This is a genomic window from Prochlorococcus sp. G4PB16 (assembly GCF_059772465.1).
Map to the genome: position 1 here is coordinate 1879004 of NZ_CM186289.1, position 18604 is coordinate 1897607.

At 34.8% G+C, this 18604-nt stretch carries 23 protein-coding genes and 2 tRNA genes; 13 read left to right on the forward strand and 12 right to left on the reverse strand.

Features of this window, described 5'->3' with window-relative positions:
* Positions 1-227: 227 nt before the first annotated feature.
* Positions 228-479 (reverse strand): hypothetical protein, encoded by a 252-nt coding sequence (locus AC6EIZ_RS10610; protein WP_413389984.1) that lies wholly within the window; start codon positions 477-479, stop codon positions 228-230.
* A 41-nt stretch (positions 480-520) separates the two neighbouring features.
* A complete protein-coding gene (locus tag AC6EIZ_RS10615) occupies positions 521-2224 on the reverse strand; it encodes an Rqc2 family fibronectin-binding protein (protein ID WP_498511104.1) in 1704 nt (567 codons plus the stop codon).
* Positions 2225-2291: 67 nt separating this feature from the next.
* Between AC6EIZ_RS10615 and gmk the strand changes: the two genes are divergently transcribed.
* Positions 2292-2852, forward strand: a complete 561-nt coding sequence (gene gmk, locus AC6EIZ_RS10620; RefSeq protein WP_498511106.1) for a guanylate kinase — start codon at positions 2292-2294, stop codon at positions 2850-2852.
* 23 nt (positions 2853-2875) lie between these two features.
* Here gmk and psaJ read toward each other — a convergent pair whose 3' ends face one another.
* On the reverse strand, positions 2876-3013 hold the full coding sequence (gene psaJ / locus AC6EIZ_RS10625) for a photosystem I reaction center subunit IX (protein WP_269604761.1): 138 nt from the start codon (positions 3011-3013) through the stop codon (positions 2876-2878).
* A gap of 44 nt (positions 3014-3057) precedes the next feature.
* Entirely contained in the window at positions 3058-3615 is a 558-nt protein-coding gene (locus tag AC6EIZ_RS10630; RefSeq protein ID WP_498511108.1) for a Photosystem I reaction center subunit III, read from the reverse strand.
* A gap of 73 nt (positions 3616-3688) precedes the next feature.
* Between AC6EIZ_RS10630 and tsaD the strand changes: the two genes are divergently transcribed.
* The 4 genes from tsaD (at position 3689) to AC6EIZ_RS10650 (ending at position 6955) form a co-directional block, all read left to right on the forward strand.
* Positions 3689-4759 (forward strand): tRNA (adenosine(37)-N6)-threonylcarbamoyltransferase complex transferase subunit TsaD, encoded by a 1071-nt coding sequence (tsaD, locus tag AC6EIZ_RS10635; RefSeq protein WP_498511109.1) that lies wholly within the window; start codon positions 3689-3691, stop codon positions 4757-4759.
* A gap of 30 nt (positions 4760-4789) precedes the next feature.
* Positions 4790-4972, forward strand: coding sequence for a high light inducible protein (locus tag AC6EIZ_RS10640; protein WP_498511111.1), 183 nt, complete (start codon positions 4790-4792; stop codon positions 4970-4972).
* Positions 4973-5017: 45 nt separating this feature from the next.
* Entirely contained in the window at positions 5018-5539 is a 522-nt protein-coding gene (locus tag AC6EIZ_RS10645) for a DUF1643 domain-containing protein (protein ID WP_498511113.1), read from the forward strand.
* 171 nt (positions 5540-5710) lie between these two features.
* Complete coding sequence (locus AC6EIZ_RS10650) at positions 5711-6955, forward strand: cation:proton antiporter (RefSeq protein ID WP_498511115.1); 1245 nt, start codon at positions 5711-5713, stop codon at positions 6953-6955.
* Here the strand turns inward: AC6EIZ_RS10650 and gltX are convergent.
* From gltX to rplS, 5 genes are all read right to left on the reverse strand, one after another.
* Positions 6911-8341 carry a glutamate--tRNA ligase gene (gene gltX, locus AC6EIZ_RS10655; RefSeq protein WP_498511117.1) on the reverse strand — a complete coding sequence of 477 codons (1431 nt, stop codon included), beginning with the start codon at positions 8339-8341 and terminating at the stop codon, positions 6911-6913. The genes AC6EIZ_RS10650 and gltX overlap by 45 nt on opposite strands.
* Before the next feature lie 21 nt (positions 8342-8362).
* Positions 8363-8436, reverse strand: a tRNA-Asp gene (locus AC6EIZ_RS10660).
* 200 nt (positions 8437-8636) lie between these two features.
* On the reverse strand, positions 8637-8825 hold the full coding sequence (locus tag AC6EIZ_RS10665) for an SH3 domain-containing protein (RefSeq protein WP_006043540.1): 189 nt from the start codon (positions 8823-8825) through the stop codon (positions 8637-8639).
* A 35-nt stretch (positions 8826-8860) separates the two neighbouring features.
* Positions 8861-8933: transfer RNA gene (locus AC6EIZ_RS10670), tRNA-Trp, on the reverse strand.
* Between the two features lie 60 nt (positions 8934-8993).
* Positions 8994-9482 (reverse strand): 50S ribosomal protein L19, encoded by a 489-nt coding sequence (rplS, locus tag AC6EIZ_RS10675; RefSeq protein WP_498511119.1) that lies wholly within the window; start codon positions 9480-9482, stop codon positions 8994-8996.
* A 296-nt stretch (positions 9483-9778) separates the two neighbouring features.
* Here rplS and map point away from each other — a divergent pair, with 296 nt between their 5' ends.
* Positions 9779-10618: a type I methionyl aminopeptidase gene (gene map / locus AC6EIZ_RS10680; RefSeq protein ID WP_498511121.1), complete on the forward strand. Its 840-nt coding sequence runs from the start codon at positions 9779-9781 to the stop codon at positions 10616-10618.
* A 14-nt stretch (positions 10619-10632) separates the two neighbouring features.
* On the opposite strand, the gene AC6EIZ_RS10685 is transcribed toward map, so the two are convergent.
* The gene (locus tag AC6EIZ_RS10685) at positions 10633-11376 is read right to left on the reverse strand and encodes an SDR family oxidoreductase (RefSeq protein ID WP_498511123.1); all 744 of its coding nucleotides are present in this window, start codon (positions 11374-11376) and stop codon (positions 10633-10635) included.
* Positions 11377-11524: 148 nt separating this feature from the next.
* Between AC6EIZ_RS10685 and AC6EIZ_RS10690 the strand changes: the two genes are divergently transcribed.
* From AC6EIZ_RS10690 to AC6EIZ_RS10710, 5 genes are all read left to right on the forward strand, one after another.
* Entirely contained in the window at positions 11525-12628 is a 1104-nt protein-coding gene (locus AC6EIZ_RS10690) for a phosphotransacetylase family protein (RefSeq protein ID WP_498511125.1), read from the forward strand.
* A gap of 27 nt (positions 12629-12655) precedes the next feature.
* Positions 12656-13174, forward strand: a complete 519-nt coding sequence (locus tag AC6EIZ_RS10695) for a DNA recombination-mediator protein A (protein WP_498511127.1) — start codon at positions 12656-12658, stop codon at positions 13172-13174.
* 125 nt (positions 13175-13299) lie between these two features.
* A complete protein-coding gene (locus AC6EIZ_RS10700) occupies positions 13300-13797 on the forward strand; it encodes a YajQ family cyclic di-GMP-binding protein (RefSeq protein ID WP_498511129.1) in 498 nt (165 codons plus the stop codon).
* A 42-nt stretch (positions 13798-13839) separates the two neighbouring features.
* Complete coding sequence (locus tag AC6EIZ_RS10705) at positions 13840-14034, forward strand: DUF8662 family protein (protein ID WP_498511131.1); 195 nt, start codon at positions 13840-13842, stop codon at positions 14032-14034.
* A gap of 137 nt (positions 14035-14171) precedes the next feature.
* Positions 14172-14978, forward strand: coding sequence for a prohibitin family protein (locus tag AC6EIZ_RS10710; protein WP_498511133.1), 807 nt, complete (start codon positions 14172-14174; stop codon positions 14976-14978).
* A 54-nt stretch (positions 14979-15032) separates the two neighbouring features.
* On the opposite strand, the gene hemL is transcribed toward AC6EIZ_RS10710, so the two are convergent.
* Together hemL and xth are read right to left on the reverse strand one after the other, a co-directional pair.
* A complete protein-coding gene (gene hemL, locus AC6EIZ_RS10715) occupies positions 15033-16271 on the reverse strand; it encodes a glutamate-1-semialdehyde 2,1-aminomutase (RefSeq protein ID WP_498513274.1) in 1239 nt (412 codons plus the stop codon).
* Positions 16272-16601: 330 nt separating this feature from the next.
* Positions 16602-17429 carry an exodeoxyribonuclease III gene (gene xth / locus AC6EIZ_RS10720; protein ID WP_498511135.1) on the reverse strand — a complete coding sequence of 276 codons (828 nt, stop codon included), beginning with the start codon at positions 17427-17429 and terminating at the stop codon, positions 16602-16604.
* Positions 17430-17461: 32 nt separating this feature from the next.
* On the opposite strand from xth, the gene AC6EIZ_RS10725 reads away from it, so the two are divergent.
* Positions 17462-17821 (forward strand): hypothetical protein, encoded by a 360-nt coding sequence (locus AC6EIZ_RS10725; RefSeq protein WP_498511137.1) that lies wholly within the window; start codon positions 17462-17464, stop codon positions 17819-17821.
* A gap of 69 nt (positions 17822-17890) precedes the next feature.
* Positions 17891-18532, forward strand: coding sequence for a heterocyst master regulator PatR (patR, locus tag AC6EIZ_RS10730; protein WP_498511139.1), 642 nt, complete (start codon positions 17891-17893; stop codon positions 18530-18532).
* Positions 18533-18604 lie beyond the last annotated feature (72 nt).

The window sequence follows — 18604 nt, forward strand, 5'->3', positions numbered from 1 at the left end:
AAGGATTGAGATGTCTCATTTGAATTAGCTTTCCCCTCGATCTTTATAGGAGGAGGAGCTTTTAAAATATTTTCGTTTTTCTTGGAGCTATTCAGGTCGATTTAGCTTAATGAATTTATTTTAGTAGGAAATTGAGTTCTTAAGTAGTAATTAAGAAATTTTCCTAGATATTTTTGTAGTGATAAATAGATAACTTATTGATAATTTGTCTATCAAGATAGATCTTTTTACTTGTTTTTTGTTGGATCAGGCAAAATAAAAGGAGGACAATCATTTAGTGAGGATTCACCATAGCTAGCATATTCTTTATAGCCACCCATTTTTCCGTTAGTTTTCATTAAAGCGCTTGTAAATGCCAATAAAAGAAAGACTGTTGGAGCTCCAATAATTAATGCTGCTCCAAATGCATATCCAATTAAAAACTCTGGAAAAGTGTGATTACCAAGAAACTCATGCGTGCCTAGCAAAAAGTCAATCATTTTAAACTGGTCTAATGAAGTTGATAGTAAGTCATTGAAGTTCACTTCTGGTGGAAATATTTCGCAGCTCTCTCAGCTTTTCCCCACAGAACCTTCCCGCCCTTATGAGTAACAGTTCCAGGTAAGGATCCTGATATCCTTTGTAGATTCTCTATTGGGACCATAATTATTGGTGTAAGTTTGTTACCTCTTGCACGGCTAAAGAAAGAAGCAAGATCAGCAGCTAATTCAATATCTTTGTCATCAAAAAGTCCACTTGATGATTTAAGTACAACATGGCTTCCGGGTGTCTCTTGAGCATGAAACCAAAGATCCCCTTTTTTACCTTTCCTTAGACTAATTAATTCGTTTTGCCTGTTATTAGAACCTATTTGAATCTTTAGACCGCTAGGACTTAAAATCTCTTTAATAGTTGAAGCCTGTTCATTTTTTCTATTTGATTTAAGCTTGGATGGATTTTTTTTATTGCAAATATATTCTTCCACCTCTTCTTTAAGTTCAATTATTGAATCTAGTTTCTTTTCATTAGCCTCATCCTCTGCATACATTAAGGAATCAAGAAATAACTCAAAATATTCAATCTCAGATATTTTCTTCTTGTGAAATTCGACTCTATTAAGAATTGATCCTCTAGATCTTTTTTTTCTTTTAGCTTCTTTAAATAGCTTCTGAGCCTCAATTATTTGCTTCTTCGTTGGAGATTTTAAAGTTAGAATATTATTAGCCTTGTTTTGCATAGTTATGTATTCAGAAATATTTTGAATTAGTAATCTCTGCTCTTTTAGTTTTCTTATTTCATCGTCTTTTGACTTTTGTAGATCATTTTTTAATTTTTCTCTAATAGAATTCATTTTTCTATCTATAATTTTATTTGAATAATATATGCCAAGGCTAAGACCAATTTTTGTCTTCTGAACTCTTGATTTTACTTCTCCCCAGACGACAAAATCAGTTGGACCATTGAAATTTATAGCGTAATTATTATTCTCAATATCTATTAGCCACTTCTTCCATCTTTTATATATTGCTTCCCATGTTTTTAATTCAATACTTGTTACCGATTGATTTATTATATTAATTGCTTCATTGTAATTATTGCTTGCAATTTGTAGTGTTAGAGCTGGACTTATTCCTTGATAAGTATCTTTAAGACAATTCTTGAATGTTGATGGAACCAAGCATATATTTTCTTTCCATGTTTGAAATGATTCGGAGGGTTTAGGGGCTAATCCTTTAAGGGCTGGAGGAGATTTGTAGCTATCTCCAGTCCCTATTGGTCTAAGTCTTGAATGATTTTCTTTTATTTGTTTCCCAAGAGTAATTACTTTGCTTGATCTATCTAAAAGTAAAATATTACTGTGTCTACCCATTAACTCGACTACAAGTTCTCTCTCAATTTCTTTACCAGGTCTGCTAGAGAATTTAAACCTCACTATTCTCTCAAACCCATTTTGTTCTATCTTTACTAAAGCTAAATTGACTAATAAATGTTTTAGTTGTTTCGCTAATGTGCTTTTTTCACCATGTCTTTTTGGAGGTGGTATTTGTACGATTCTTGGGGACTCAGCAAGCCAACTAATTTCAATCCATGTAAGTTTTTCAAGTGTTCTAAATCCTAATTGAAGAGTATGTGAATCAATTTGCTGTGCATTCTCAAATCTACTTGGAACTATGTCTTGGCTAAGTTCGAAAACAACCGCTTTAAGGGTTGTTAAATCCATTATTTGAATTGGAACTTTGTTCATATATCATCCTTTTAACTTTATAAATAACGTAATCAACCTTAGTAGGTAAATTAGATATGATTTAATTATGTCATCTTTAGGAAATCTTACTGTTCTTACTGGCCCAAGTGGGGTGGGTAAAGGAACAATTGTTAGGAAAATCCTTGAAAGCCATAGGGATGTATGGCTTTCTATTTCTGCCACTACTCGTAAACCAAGACCAGGAGAAATTGAAGGGGAGGATTATTTTTTCTTAGATAAGAAAAATTTTCAAGAAATAATTGATAGTGAGGGTTTTCTTGAGTGGGCTTCATTCTCTAATAATTTTTATGGAACTCCAAAAAAAATAGTTAAAGAAAAAATAGAAAAAGGAACTAATGTTCTTCTTGAAATTGAATTAGAGGGTGCTCGACAAATTCGAAAGTCTTTCCCTGAAGCATTACAAATATTTTTAGCACCACCAAATTTATCTGAACTTGAAAAAAGAATTAGAGGAAGAGGCACTGAGACCGAGAAATCTATTAGAGATCGTTTGGCCATAGCAAAGAAGGAGCTTATTGCTAAAAAAGAGTTTGACGCTGTAATTATTAATGAAGATATAGAAAAAGCCTTCAAGGAAATTGAAGGCTTAATGGGATTAAAAACTTAAATTTAATGAATTAATTTCTATTATTAAAAAGACATTGGGTGGAAAAGAAGGTCTGGCACAAATCTATTAAATTCAACAATAATACTTGCTGTTATTGTGATCCAAATCGCTGCCACTACAGGGGCTGATCTAAACCATTTAGTACGAAATAATTGAAACATGATTGAATAAATTAAGTGTTTTTTTTAATTAGATAAATAATTTTTTAGCCTCTTGGACCATTAAGACTAACATTATTGTCTTTTTCCCTAAGCTCTCCATTCTTTCCCTCTCTATTCGCTTGAAGAGGCCAAGCGGCTCCTCTTTTTAAGCATTGCCATGCCAAATCAGTATCAATAATAATTTCATATTCTGCAGCGTTCTTTTTCCCTCTAACAGCTCTTACATACTCCCTTCCTGACCAACCAATTATTCCTGCAATATAAATGAACATTACTCCAGGAATAAGTAAGTCGCCTTCATGACCTCTGTTAAACCATGCACCCCATGGCTCTATGGGAGGACCAATAATTAAATGAGGAAGACCATCATCCCCGCATAAGGCTTTTCCATATCTTTCAAATCTTTTTATTGCCTGATCGGTTGAGGCTGCGCTTGCTCTTTCTTGGAAACGAGCATTCTCAGCGCAAGTTACCAGAGCGGAAGCTGTAAAATCTGTAGGTGCTCTATCAGCATTTAGAGCTGGACCAGATCTTGCGTTTGCTATAGGAGCTATTCCTAAAAAGAGGAATGCTGAAAGTAGGATTGATAAAAGACGACTCATGAGTTCTGATTTCTTCCTGTTGTCCTGTTTTAATAGGATTTCAATATTAAACTTAGTTGATAACTAGTCATTAATGTCAATAATTTTATCCCTCGAAACAAGTTGTGACGAGTCCGCAGCAGCTTTAGTTTCTGATGAAAAAGGAAAAATTGGCTTGATAGCTAATGAAATAGCCTCACAAATCGAAGAGCATGCTAATTGGGGTGGCGTAGTTCCGGAAATTGCTTCAAGAAGACATTTGGAAAATCTTCCATTTTTAATTGAAGAAGTTTTTGCAAAATCAAAATTAAAAATAAAAGATATAGATGCAATAGCAGCAACTGTTACTCCAGGATTATCAGGTTCACTTTTAGTCGGATCAATTACGGCTAGAACTTTAGCAAATTTGCATCAAATTCCATTTTTAGGAATTCATCATTTGGAGGGACATCTTTCATCGATATATTTGTCAGAAAATCATCCTAAACCTCCTTTCTTAGTCTTATTGGTTAGTGGAGGACATACTGAATTGATAAAAGTAGATATTCATCATAAGTATCAACGTCTTGGTAGAAGTCATGATGATGCAGCAGGAGAGGCTTTTGATAAGGTCGCAAGACTGCTGGGACTTTCCTATCCAGGTGGGCCAGCAATTCAAAAAATAGCTAAATCTGGAGATCCGAAAAAGTTTTTGTTCCCAAAAGGGAGGGTATCTAACCCTGAAGGTGGTTTTTATCCATATGACTTCTCTTTTAGTGGTTTGAAAACGGCTGTATTTAGACAGATAGAAAAAATCAGGTCAGAAAATAAAAAATTGCCAACAGAGGACATTGCTGCAAGTTTTGAATACGTAGTGGCGGAGGTCTTAGTAGAGAGGAGCCTGCGATGTGCTCTTGATCAAGGTCTAAATTCTCTTGTACTGGTAGGAGGAGTTGCTGCAAATATCCGATTAAGGGAAATGATGCTTGCAAAAGCATCTGAGAAGGGAGTTAAAATTGCTCTTGCACCAATGGAATTTTGTACTGATAATGCGGCAATGATTGGTGCTGCAGCTTTGTTAAGATTCTCTTCTAATAATGTTCAAAGTTCAATTGAACTTGGTGTTTCCGCTCGTTGGCCCTTAGAAAAATCTGATTTACTTTATGATTCTAAACCTCCTTTTTAACCAATATTTTCAAGCTTTTAATTTTCCCCCATGCAATTGAAAAATGGAAATGAATCAAATAAATCAACTAGGCCTGCAAGCTCAAGAGAACTTAATTCATGGAAGAGAGGATTCACTCCTCAAGCTGAGATTTGGAACGGCAGAATGGCAATTGCAGGTTTAATTATTGTCTTAACTAGTTTTTTAGTATCAAATTTAATTTTTTCAGGCTAGATAAAAACATTGATTTTATAATCAAATTTAGTTCTAATTTTTTTGTTGTCATTTTGCTTATTTAGTGAATGCAGGTCTTATCGATGGATTTTAAAAAGAGAATTATTAAGTGGTAAAAAGACCGTAGTTTTTATTGGCTTAAATCCTTCAGAAGCCAATTCATCAAATAACGACAAGACTCTAGTTAGGATAATTAATTTTTGTATGAGATGGAATTATAAAAATATCTACATAATCAATCTCTTTGGACTGATTTCCAAGTCTCCCATTCAACTATCAAAAAGCAATGACCCAATTGGAAAAAATAATGATTTGATTATTTTAAAATCATTAGAATTTTGGAGAGAAGATAGTAATTGTGACTTGTGGTTAGGGTGGGGGGATAAAGGACAATTAAAAGGACGTGATCGTAAAGTTCTAAAATTAATTAAAAACTTTTCAAATCTAAAGTCAAAAGAAAATAATTCTTTCAAACGAGTTTTAAGTCTTGGCCTCAGCAAAAAAGGGAACCCTCGTCATCCTCTCTATATGCCTAATCAATCTTTCTTGAAAAAATTTGATATGTAATTTTTTAATTTTTTTTGTCAGTTATTTTCCAAATTAAAACGTATAAATTATATTTGGATTAAAAGATTTGCTATTCTATAAAAATATGTAAGTAAAATCAACTTGTTAACTTTTTTATTTTTTTAGGTAGATTTAATGGATACTCGTTTATGTCTTCATTGCTAGTTATTTATGACTCCTGAGCGACTGGGCTTGCTTTGGGGTATCACAGTTTTTTCTGGAGCTGGAGCAAGATTATTGTCGGTGCTAACAGGACTTCCTGGGGTGGTTTTATTGTTGCTATCTGGTTTGTTGATTGGGAGATCAGGTCTTGGATTGGTTGAACCATTAGATCTTGGAAAGGGGTTGGAGACAATAGTTGGTTTATTGGTAAGCCTTGTTTTGTTTGATGGTGGTTTAAACCTTCGATTCCCTGGTGGTGCAATTAAGTCAATAGTTATAAGAATTTTATCTATTAGATTAATTATTTCATTAGCAGCAGGCTTTCTTGCGGCTCATTGGTTTGCAGGACTTGGTTGGTCCGTAGCTGGGGTTTATAGCGCAATTGTTCTTGCTACCGGGCCAACTGTCGTAACTCCATTAGTTCGACAAATTCGACTTTCATCTCCATTAAGTGATGTGCTCGAGGCTGAGGGTTTGATACTCGAACCCATTGGAGCAGTACTTGCACTCCTATTGTTAGAGCTAGTTGTAGGCGATTTGCATGGCTGGAAAGAGTTATTAATTGGTCTCCTTTCAAGGCTTGGAGGAGGAGTTTTAATTGGTTCAATTGCAGGTTTATTGCTCTCAGAGGGCTTGAAACGCTTAAGATCTGAACCTTATATCGGGATCAGATTGCAACTTACTCTTGGGGTGATTTTTTTATTATATGGAGTATGCGAATGGTTGTTACCTGAATCAGGTTTGCCTGCGTCTGTTGCAGCAGGGTTTGTCGTAGGACAAAGACCTTCTACGGAGGCGAATGAACTTGATAAATTAATAAGAGAATTAGCTCAATTAGCAATAACTATGCTTTTCCCTCTGCTAGCAGCAGATGTCTCGTGGGGGGAATTGAGTCCCTTGGGTTGGGGAGGTATAACTTGTGTTCTGTTCTTAATGATTGTAGTGAGACCCATAGCGGTGTCCATAGCAACTTATGGATTACCTCTTGAAAATAAACAAAGATTGTTTCTTGGTTGGTTGGCGCCCCGTGGAATAGTAACTGCAGCAGTTGCTTCTTTGTTTTCAATTAGATTAGAGCAGGCAGGGGTTTTAGGCGCTGGAAAACTTCAGGGATTAGTTTTTTTGACAATATTAATGACAGTAGGCATTCAAGGTTTAACTGCTCAACCGTTAGCAAAAAAATTGGGTTTATTGGATGAAGATAAAGATTTAGATAAAACGACTAATTCGAGTTCTATCCTTACTGAATCTTGAGAGTAAAACCCAACTTTGAATTAAATCAGGTCCATTTAGAGTTCCAAAAAGTGCAGCTCTTAAACTTTTCATAACCAGACCTTTTTTTACACCGCAGTTTTTTGTGGCTTGATTAATTAAATCAAGGGCTTCCTCCCTACTAAATAATGAAGAATCTAAGTTTTCCAGCTTTTCAAGAATAAATTTAAAAATTACTGCTGCTTCGTTTATTTCTAATTGTTTTTTGCCATCATCACTTAATTCAGGCTCTTCAAAAAAAGGTTTGGCTTGATCTACTCCATCATTGATTAGAACCATGGATGGCCCAATTAATTTAGCGAGATTAATACCCCATTCTTGATTTGGAAGATTCCACCCTTTTTCTTTAAACATGGGATCTAAATTTTCTAATAAAGTTTCGGCTGACATTTCATGAATTACTTGAGCGTTAAGCCATTTCAATTTGTCCCAATCAAATTTAGCTGAAGCTTTATTAACCTTTGTAAAACTGAAAATTTCTGAGATCTCTGAAATTTTGAATCTTTCATTTATTCCTTCTGGAACAGACCAGCCAAGAAGAGTCATATAATTTGCCATCGCTTCAGATGTGTAACCCATTTTTTTAAATTCAGAAATAGAAGTAACCCCATCCCTTTTTGAAAGTTTTTTACCCTCAGAATTTAGAATTAAAGGCGTATGAGCGAAAACAGGAATATTGAGATCAAGAGCTTCATAAAGAAGAATTTGCTTTGCTGTATTTGCAAGATGATCTTCTCCCCTTATTACATGGGAGATTTTCATAGCCGAATCATCTGCAACAACAACTAGATTGTATAAGGGGTCACCAATTGAATTTGCTGGTGCTCTTCTTGCAATGACCATATCACCGCCTAAATCTTTTCCACTCCAAGTCATTTTTCCACGAATCATGTCATTCCACGAAATTGATTTTTGATCGCTGATTTTGAATCTAATAACAGGTTCTCTTCCTGCCTTGATAAATTCTGCTTCTTGCTCTGTATTTAAGTTTCTGTGCCTATTGTCATATTTTGGAGCTAAACCTTTTCTCTTTTGAGTTTCTCTCATTTCATCTAGTTCAGCTTCTGATGCATAACACTTGTATGCGAATCCTTTATCGAGAAGCGTTTTTATGATTTGTTTATGTTCATTTATTCTTTCACTTTGAATAGTTGGGGATTCATCCCAGTTGATTCCTAGCCATCGGAGTCCATTGTATATGTTTTTTATATATTCTTCTTTTGATCTTTCAATATCAGTATCTTCAATTCTTAAGAGAAAAGTACCACCCTCTTTTTTTGCAAATAGCCAGTTAAAAAGTGCCGTTCTTGCTGTTCCTAGATGAAGTGTCCCAGTTGGACTTGGTGCTAATCTTACCCTGACTGTCAAAGCATTAATTCGATTTAGATACGGGACCGACGGGATTCGAACCCGCAACTTCCGCCGTGACAGGGCGGTGCTCTAACCAGTTGAACTACGGTCCCAGTTTTAGGCCTTAAAAAGGATTTTATCTTTTATTTGAAATCCTTTTAATTGACCCAATGAGTATCATCCTAAAAATGCCTTCTAGTCAACTAAGAATTAATATTGTTGACTTAAGAAAACTATCTTTATAAGGTTTTTTTCAATCTAATTCTCTTTTAAGAGAGGTACTGATGAAATAAAACTAAATAAGTAGATGACTTTAAGGACGAAAACCTGCTGGCTCTATAAGCCTAACTTGATTTCCACGAGCTGTGAACTCGCGTCCTTGGTCGCTTTGGACTACAACACGACCTCCTGATTTTACACGAATAACTCGAGCTCTGACCCAGCCTAAAGCGGCTGACTCAAGAACTTTTACGACATCGCCAGGTTGAAGATCCAACTCCATTCTTTAAATAAGTAACTGCAGAAAGGGTTTTCGAACGCGCCGTGGAGGACTTGAACCCCCGACATCAGGTTTTGGAGACCTGCGTTCTACCAACTGAACTAACGGCGCATTTTATATACCCTTTAAGTCATTGTTGATCAATGACTTTTGATTGAGGAGGCCGAAACCTCAGCGGTCGAAGCGCTGCTTTACGCGAGTGGCTTTGCCCACTCGCTCACGCAGATAGAAAAGCTTCGCTCTTCTTACTTTACCTCGGCGCTCAACCTTAATGGATGCAACCTGAGGACTGTGAACCAGAAAAATTCTTTCAACTCCTATTCCTTGAAAAATGCGCCTTACTGTAATTGTTTGATGGATTCCTCCATGTCGCTTTGCTATCACAACACCTTCGTAGGGTTGGACTCTCTCTTTATTACCTTCACTTATTCTGACACCAACACGAACGGTGTCTCCAACATAGATGTCAGGAAGATTTTTTGTTTGTTGTGCTTCTTCAAAAGTCTTTATTATTTCTGCAGGAGAGAGCTTTTTAATTGAAATTTTCTTTCCATTAGATTTTGCTTTAGAAGCGTTTGTCACTTCAGACTCCACTGGAGCATTTGATTTATCTTCAACTTTTGCCTCGTTAGATGAGGGCTCTTTCGAATCAACTGACATCACCAATTACTCTTAAATTGACCGAGCCATTATTGTAACCGCTTGGTTCACAAATTAAAAATTTTTTGTGTATTTGAACTTGTGATACCTGTGTTAGCACAAAAACCCATCTGTGCTTTATCAGTAATTTATCGATGTTTTGGAAAACTAGCCTTTGAAAACTTTTTTTTTATATTGAAAATTTATTAAATAAATAAATTTTTTTGATGAATTGTTCCCTATCCATTTAATATTTTATCTATTATAAACTGGTTATTAAAATGCAAATTTTGATATTTTTATTTTTTTTCTAAACAATGAAACTTTTCTCTGATCTTCTTTCCTCTTCAAGCTCAAGAAATCTTAGCAATAATGCTCCTGTTATTAAGCAAAGGAGAGGAGTTGAAATTAAGTCTTCAAGAGAGATAGAAATCATGCGTAAATCTAGTAAGATAGTTGCAACAGTATTGAGTGAAATCAGAGACTTAGTTAAACCTGGAATGTCTACTTTGGACTTAGATAATTATGCAGAAAAACGTATAATAGAACATGGCGCAAAGCCAAGTTTTAAAGGTTACCATGGATTCCCAGGAAGTATATGTTCAAGCATAAATAATGAAGTTGTTCATGGCATTCCTGCTAAGACGAAAATTATTAAAGATGGTGACTTGCTTAAAGTAGATACAGGGGCATTCTATAATGGTTACCACGGAGATAGTTGTATTACTATCTGTGTAGGGGAAACTTCTGATGAAGCAACTAAATTAAGCAAAGTTGCGCAAGAAGCTTTAATGCTAGGAATCAAACAAATTAAGCCACAAAATAAACTGCTTGATATAGCTGGAGCAATAGAAGATTATGTGCAAGCTAATGGTTTTAGTATCGTTGAAGATTACACAGGTCATGGAGTAGGTAGGAATCTTCATGAAGAACCGTCGGTATTTAATTTTAGAACTAATGATTTACCAAATGTTACTCTAAGAGAGGGTATGACTATCGCTGTGGAACCAATAGTAAATCTAGGGACAAAATACTGTAAGACCCTTCGAGATGGATGGACAGTAATAACAAAGGATGGAAATTTGTCTGCTCAATGGGAGCATACTGTTTTAGTTACGAAAAATGGTTTTGAGATACTAACTGATAGAGGAGATTGATATTTTTTTTAAGCTTAGTTTGAGTAAATTCTCTTTATAAATCTTGAATAAAATATTCTAGTTGATTCAATTATTGGCATTAATAAATATGTAATCGGATTGGGAGTTACTATAATTAAATAACCTTCTTTTTCTGCTTTTTTTATTATTCTTTCTGCAACAAATTCAGGCTTCAAAATTCCTTGTGGGTTCAATTTGGATTTGAATGGGCCAAGTATTAATTTTCTGATAATCAAGTAATTACTTTTTTCAATTAATAATTTACTTTTTTTTAAACTTACTAGTTCACCTATTAGACGTTTTGTTATTTCATATACAGGACTAAAAGCTATTTGAATCTCTGCTTCTGAAGTGTTTATCCATATTTCCTTTGAAATATATTCATTATTGTTTATTGCTAAGCCTTCAAAGATTTGAATCAATCTCCAATAGCTAAGCGCATTTATTTCTATAGCTTTATTTATTTCATTGAAATCAATAATTTCTTTTGGGTTAAATCCATGGTTAAGTATTAAAATGTCAACATTCGCAAGGGAACTTGAAAGTTCATCCTCTTTTCCGCATGACCAGTAAATCCAATCATTAGGTGCGCTTTCATCAATGTTGACATTGTTATTTTTGCTATGAGTTAACCCAAGAATATAAGCCCCCTTCTTTTTCAGTTCCTGAATAAGCGACTGACCAAGACTCCCGTTTGCACCAGTTATGGCAATCCTTAAGCCTTTGAACCTTGAATTTTCTGATAAGTTTTTATTCATTTAGTTGAATCCATTGTTTTTTATCAGAAAAATAGGAATTACTATAGTATTTTTGTCTAATTAGAATTTTATACAGATTTGGTGTTGAGAACTTTTTCAAAAAGCCTAAACTTATAAGGTTATTAATCTCACATCAGGTCTTTAATTAATGAGCAAGACCTTTCTAATAGGATCGTGTGAACCATTTAGCGGCAAGTCAGCATTAGTTCTTGGTATCGCAAGAAATTTAATTGCCTCTAATCATATGGTTAGATTTGGTAAGCCATTAGCCACAAGTCTTGAATTAAATGTCTCGGGTAGTGGAGACATTCAAAATCTGATTGATGATGATGTCAGGTTTGTGGGAGAGACATTAAATTTATCTGCTGAAAATTTAATTCCTTCCATTCAGTTCTTGGCCGCCTCTACAGCAAGGGAAAGAATTCAAGATAATATTTTAGATGCAGGGATTAAATTTGATGAATTAAAATCATTTCTTGATTCTTCTGAAAAGGCTATAAATATTCTTGAGGCAGCAGGTAGCTTACATGAGGGACTCTTGTATGGTTTAAGTCTAAGTCAACTAGCAAAAGGTTTAAACGCTAAAGTTTTACTTGCTCATTTTTGGCAAGATAGTAGAAGTGTTGAAGCTTTATTGGAGGCTAAAAATCAATTAGGAGATAATTTGAGTGGTATTGTCTTAAATGCTGTGAACCCAGATCAAATCAAGGATATTAAAGAGAATATAGTTCCATCTCTTGAGTCACTAGGTTTAAATGTTTTTGGAGTGATGCCTAGGTCTCCTTTGTTAAGGAGTGTCACTGTGGAAGAATTGGTGAGACGTTTAAATGCTCGAGTTATATGTTGCTCTGACAGGCTTGAGTTAATGGTAGAAACATTGAGTATCGGCGCGATGAGTGTTAATAGTGCAATGGAATTTTTTCGCAGAAGGCGTAACATGGCAGTAGTGACAGGCGCTGATCGAACTGATATCCAATTGGCTGCTTTGGAGGCTTCTACTCAATGCCTAATACTTACTGGAGCTGGTGAACCACTACCACAATTAATTAATAGATCAGAAGAATTGGAAGTTCCATTACTGAAAGTTGATAGAGATACTCTCTCAACAGTTGAGGTAATTGAGCAGGCATTTGGTCATGTTCGTCTTCATGAAACAGTCAAAGCTACTTATGCGTTTCGTTTGGTTCAAGAACATTGTGATCTTCATCGAATCTTTAAAACTTTAGAAATTTCTACTGGAATTCATGAATAGTGCTAACTTTACATTATCTGAATTAGGATGTCCTTGAGCCGATCGCTCGATCTTCCTGCATTGGGACGAGTTGATACTCTCGCTCAGGAATTGGCCTTGTTGAAAAACGAGGGAAAAAGAAGAATAGCTTTTCTAGGTAGCAGGCATGTACCTGTTGTTTCCATTCATATAGTTGAATTAATAGCAAGATCTTTGGCTCAAGAGGGCCATTCGATAATTACATCTGGTTCTCAAGGTGTAAATGCTGCAGTAATACGAGCCGTTTTAGATGTTAACCCCTCTCTATTGACCGTTTTGTTGCCTCAATCTCTAGATAGGCAGACTGCAGAAGTTAAGGATCTTCTTGATAACGTTTTACATTTAATAGAAAAAGAAGACAGTAATGATTTACCTTTGCCAATGGCAAGTAGTCTTTGTAATCAAGAAATTATTAATAGATGTGATCAATTGATTTGCTTTGCATTTCATGACAGTGAAACATTATTGAGTAGTTGTCATAGCGCTGAAGATATGGGAAAAGTCGTGAGCCTTATGTTTTTTGATTAATTTTCAATCAAAGTGTAATAATTTTACTTTTAGATAATTGTTATGTCTATGAAATATCTCATAAGTGTATTTATAAGCAATTTGGCTTTTTTTTCATAAGATGGTGGTAACAAATAGAAATTTTTATGCCCTCTTCTTACTCCTTTGACGTGGTTTCAGAATTTGATCAACAAGAACTAGTAAATGCTATTGATCAATTGAGACGGGAAGTAGATCAAAGGTATGATCTAAAAGACTCAAAGACAAAAATAGAGATTAAAGATGATGAATTATCTATTATCTCTCTTAGCGACATGACAATCGAATCTGTAAAAGATATTTTATTAAAGAAAGCTACTAAAAGAAATTTATCATTAAAGATATTTGATTTTCAAAAGATTGAAACTATAGGAGGGAATATGGTAATGCAAATTGTTAAATTAAGGAAAGGATTATCTCAAGAAATTTCGAAAAAATTAAGTAAATTAGTTCGAGATAATATAAAAAAAGTAACAGTATCTATACAAGGAGATAGTTTGAGAATTACAGGCAAAAATAAAGATGATTTACAATCTGTAATTAATTTAATTAAAAAGCAAGAAGATGATTTGGAGGTAGCTCTTCAATTTCAAAATTACAGATAGAAAATTAATATATAAAAATCTTGGAAATTTAGCCTTTTTATTATGGATCCTTTAATTAATAGACTTTCTAAAAAAGCGATTGACTTATCTGGGAAGTCAAAAAAAGAATTAGAAAGAACATGCTGGATGATTGTTCATGAGTATAAGCATGGTGCGATGCCCACTGAATATGATATTAGAGAGATAGATGAAGAGTTATATTTGGAGGTTTTACGCATTTCTAAAGAGATCATTTAGGGAGAAAATAAGGATACTTTTAGCATTATAAAATCTCATTTTTCCTGGCTCTAATTATAAGGTAATTATTTTTTCTATCTAACAATTTTCGCAATATTCTCTAAATCAACATAAAATATTTGTAGATAATTTTTTTTATGACAACTCCATTTCGTAATGTGACTCCAAATGGACCAGGTGGAACAACAACTCTTCTACTTGTCCTTTCCTTTACGGGTTTTTTACTTCTTACACAAGCATTTTTTGTTGTCCCTGCTGGACAAGTTTCAGTTGTGACAACATTAGGAAAAGTAAGTGGTGGATCTCGTAAGCCTGGTTTGAACTTTAAGGTCCCCTTCGTTCAAAATACTTATCCTTTTAATGTTCAGACTCAAGTTAGACCTGAAAAGTTTGATTCATTAACTAAAGATTTGCAGGTGATTTCTGCTACTGCAACTGTTAAATATGCTCTTAAGCCTAATGAGGCTGGCAGAGTATTTAAAACTATCTCTTACAACGATAGAGAGATCTATAACAGGATTATTCAACCATCATTACTTAAGGCTCTTAAATCAGTCTTTTCAAAGTATGAGTTGGTAACTATTGCTAGCTCCTGGAGTGATATTTCTGAATTAGTGGAAAAAACAGTTGCTGATGAACTTAATAAGTTTGATTATGTAGATGTTCAATCTCTTGATTTAACTGGTTTAACAATTGCAGATGAATACAGAGCAGCTATTGAAGAAAAACAGATTGCCGAGCAGAAATTATTAAGAGCTCAGACCGAAGTTAAAATTGCGGAACAAGAGGCTTTGAGGTATGACACATTAAATAAAAGTCTTGATGATCAAGTTCTTTTTAAACTTTTCTTAGATAAATGGAATGGGGAGACACAAGTTGTTCCTTCTCTACCAGGTAGTCAAGGAGGCAATGTTCCTGTAATTGTTGGTGGAAGGAACAGATAAGATTTATTATTAATTAAAAATAAAACCAACTTTAATTATTAATTAAAGTTGGTTTTATTTTATTTCACCAAAGCTTTCTTGAAAGGCTTTTATTGTTGCACTTATATCATCTTCAGAATGAGCTAATGATGTAAAACCAGCTTCAAATGCACTCGGAGCTAAGTAAACACCTTTTTGGAGCATTAATCTATGAAGTTTACTGAAACGCGCGGTATCTGCTGATTTTGCTTCCTCAAAGTTTCTAACTGGTCCTTCACATAGATAAAAACCAAACATAGCGCTAATACTTTGACCATATATAGAAATATTTGATTCTTTCGCAGCGGCGATGATTCCGTCCAAAAGCTTCTTAGTTAGAGCTTCTAATTTTTCATAAGTTCCTTCTTGTTTGAGAAGTTCAAGAGTTTTAATACCTGCAGTCATAGCAAGAGGATTACCGCTTAATGTGCCTGCTTGATACATCGGACCAGAAGGAGAAACCATTGACATGATTTCTTTACGGCCTCCATAAGCTCCAACGGGGAGTCCTCCACCAATCACTTTGCCCATAGTGGTTAAATCAGGAGTAACCCCAAAACGTTCCTGGGCGCCTCCATAGCTGATTCTAAAACCTGTCATTACTTCATCAAAAACTAAAAGAGCTCCGTTTTCTTGAGTTAGCTCTCTTAGCCCTTCTAAAAAGCCTGGTTCAGGCGTTATAAAACCTGCATTCCCTACAACAGGCTCAAGGATGACTCCAGAAATAGCATCAGGGTTTTCTGCAAATAACTCTTTAACCGCTTCAAGATCGTTATAAGGTGCAGTAAGCGTATTTGCAGTTGTACTTCTGGGAACACCTGGTGAATCTGGTAGGCCAAGTGTTGCTACCCCTGAGCCTGCCTTTACTAAAAACATATCTGCATGCCCGTGATAACAACCCTCAAACTTAATAACTTTATCCCTTCCAGTAAAGGCTCTCATTAAGCGAAGAACTGCCATACATGCTTCAGTTCCGCTATTGACGAAGCGGACCATCTCAACGCTTGGTACAGCATCTATAACCATCTCAGCAAGATGGTTCTCAAGAACGCAAGGGGCACCAAAACTAGTACCTTTTTCAAGTGTTTCTTGAAGAGCTGCAATCACCTCTGGATGGGCATGGCCACAAATTGCTGGTCCCCAGCTGCCCACATAGTCGATGTATCTGTTTCCATCAACATCCCAAGCATAAGGGCCTTTAACTCGATCGAAAACGATCGGATCCCCTTCAACAGATTTGAAAGCTCTTACAGGGGAACTGACTCCACCAGGCATTAAATTTTTGGCAGAGCCAAAAATTTCTTCAGATCTTTTTGTGTTCAACGCGTCTGTCACGGCACCTCAGCGAATGAGCTCATAAACACAGTTCGCCATATTGGCCTAAAAGTGACTGATTCGTCTAAATTTTTGAATCTGTTCAGCATCTGGTTATTTTTTTTTAATCTTTCTGATCTCTAACTTACTGATTGCTTTTAATTATAAAAACTAGTGGCAGACTGACTTCCCTAGATATGCTTCCTGCCTAATTCAATGTTTTTTGGCTAATTGTAAATATTTGATTTGTTAATTCTGTGATGATTTGAAAATAGAAAATAGTCTAATTTTTCAAAAGAAAAATTCATTTTCAATCTCTGAGGGAGGCCAACTAATGTCGACAACTACAGGTGCATGGTCACTAGGCTTATCTTTAGATCTTTGTTCTTTGTCGATCCAACAACCTTTTGCGCAACTGAGAATATCTTCAGTTAGGTAGATATGATCTATTCGCCAACCCTTGTCTCTTTCCCAGGCCGAATGGCGATAATCCCACCAAGACCAATTATTTCCTCCAGGTTCAAAAACTCTAAAGACATCCTCTAACTCTTCTCCCAAAGCATCTTTAAGTAGCCTCCTCTCTTTGGAAGAAGCCATAATTGATTCTTTATAAAGACTTGGTGTATGTATATCTTTATCTTCAGGGGCAATATTAAAGTCTCCCAATAAACATATAGGAGTGTCATCTAAATTGATTTTTCTTATATAAAACTTCAAGCATTCAATCCATTTTTCTTTATAAATGAACTTATCTGAATTTAAAGATGAACCATTTGGTACATAAACATTTATAATTCTAATGTCGTTTATATTGGCACTTATAATTCTTTTTTGCTGACTTAATGAAGATAAATCTTTGTAGTCTGGTATTACTTGATCAAAACCGATTTTTATATCATTAATAGGCAATTTACTTATTATTGATACACCATTATAAGACTTTTGCCCTGAGATTGAAACTTCATATCCAAGCTTTGAAAAAACTTCAACTGGAAAAAATTGATCTTCTGTTTTTGTCTCTTGCAAGCAAAGTACGTCAACTTCTTTAGCGATTAGCCATTCTTTGACATGATCAATTCTTGAACGAATAGAATTGACGTTCCATGTTGCAACTAGCAAGGCTCTAAAATTTATTTCTTAAGTTATTATCGTTGAGATACGGTCGAAAGTTTAGTTTGATCAAAGCTGTAAATTTTTTTCGTGGTCAATTATTTTTGACTTTAGTTTGTCTGACACCGGTTTTTATCACAGGTGGGGGAGTTTTTTATTCTTCAAGAATAATAAAAATATCGGAGGTAAATAATTTTTCAACTGATGAAAAAAGAGATATTTACAGTACTTTTGATACGGAGGATCAAATTGATCAGGGTTTACCTATCGATCCATTTGATTTGATGAATCGTCTCAAGCAAGTCGGAGCGATGAATGATGCTACAACTCCATCAGATGCACTTGATGAAGCGCTCAATGCATTTGATCAATCAGCGTATGAAAATGTCCCAATTGAATAAAATCAACAAAGTATTTGTAGGATTTTGGTAAATTTAGGATTGGTCACTAATGGACCATTTATTAAATAGATGCAAAAACATCCGATCCCTTCGGTCACTGATCCATTGCAATACAGAGCAATTGGAATAGTCAGAGGCATTTACAGGCCTCAAGATGATGAGAACTTTACTCGTGGAGCTCTAATTGATTCTGAAGGTAATGAAATTGATTCAGTTGTGCTAGGAAGAGTTATAACTTTGATTCGTAATCACGTTTCTCTAGAAAAACCTCATCTTTGGGTTGTATATCCAAGATGTAGAAATAGGCAAAATCTTCACTTACAAATCACAGGCATTTGGGAACCTAGTACTTTGCGGAGAGATTCTGAGGGAAAAGAGGGCTTGAATGAAACTTCAAGTTTAAAAGTTGATTATGATGATGTATTGGAAGGAGATGATTATTTCTCAATAAGAGGAGAGTTGATTTTTACTAAACCAGAAGAGAAGGAAGTAGTTGTGAAAATAAGACAAAAGCCAAGAAATCAGAAGAAAAAAGCGTTACCTTTTAAAGTTAGTCTTAAAGGCGAAGTTCCCCATAACTATCTAAAACATTTTATTAGTCTTGATGTAAGACGTGTAGACTATGAACTTTTGGTTGAGGATTTTCAAATAATAGGTCCAATTTCTAAACAACCAATAAACAACAAAAGTAGGAATAATCTTAAAAAATAAAAAACTAGACTAATTCTGGAAATTTTATTTAAATGCATTATTCCTGTAACAATTATTATAAATTAACTAATA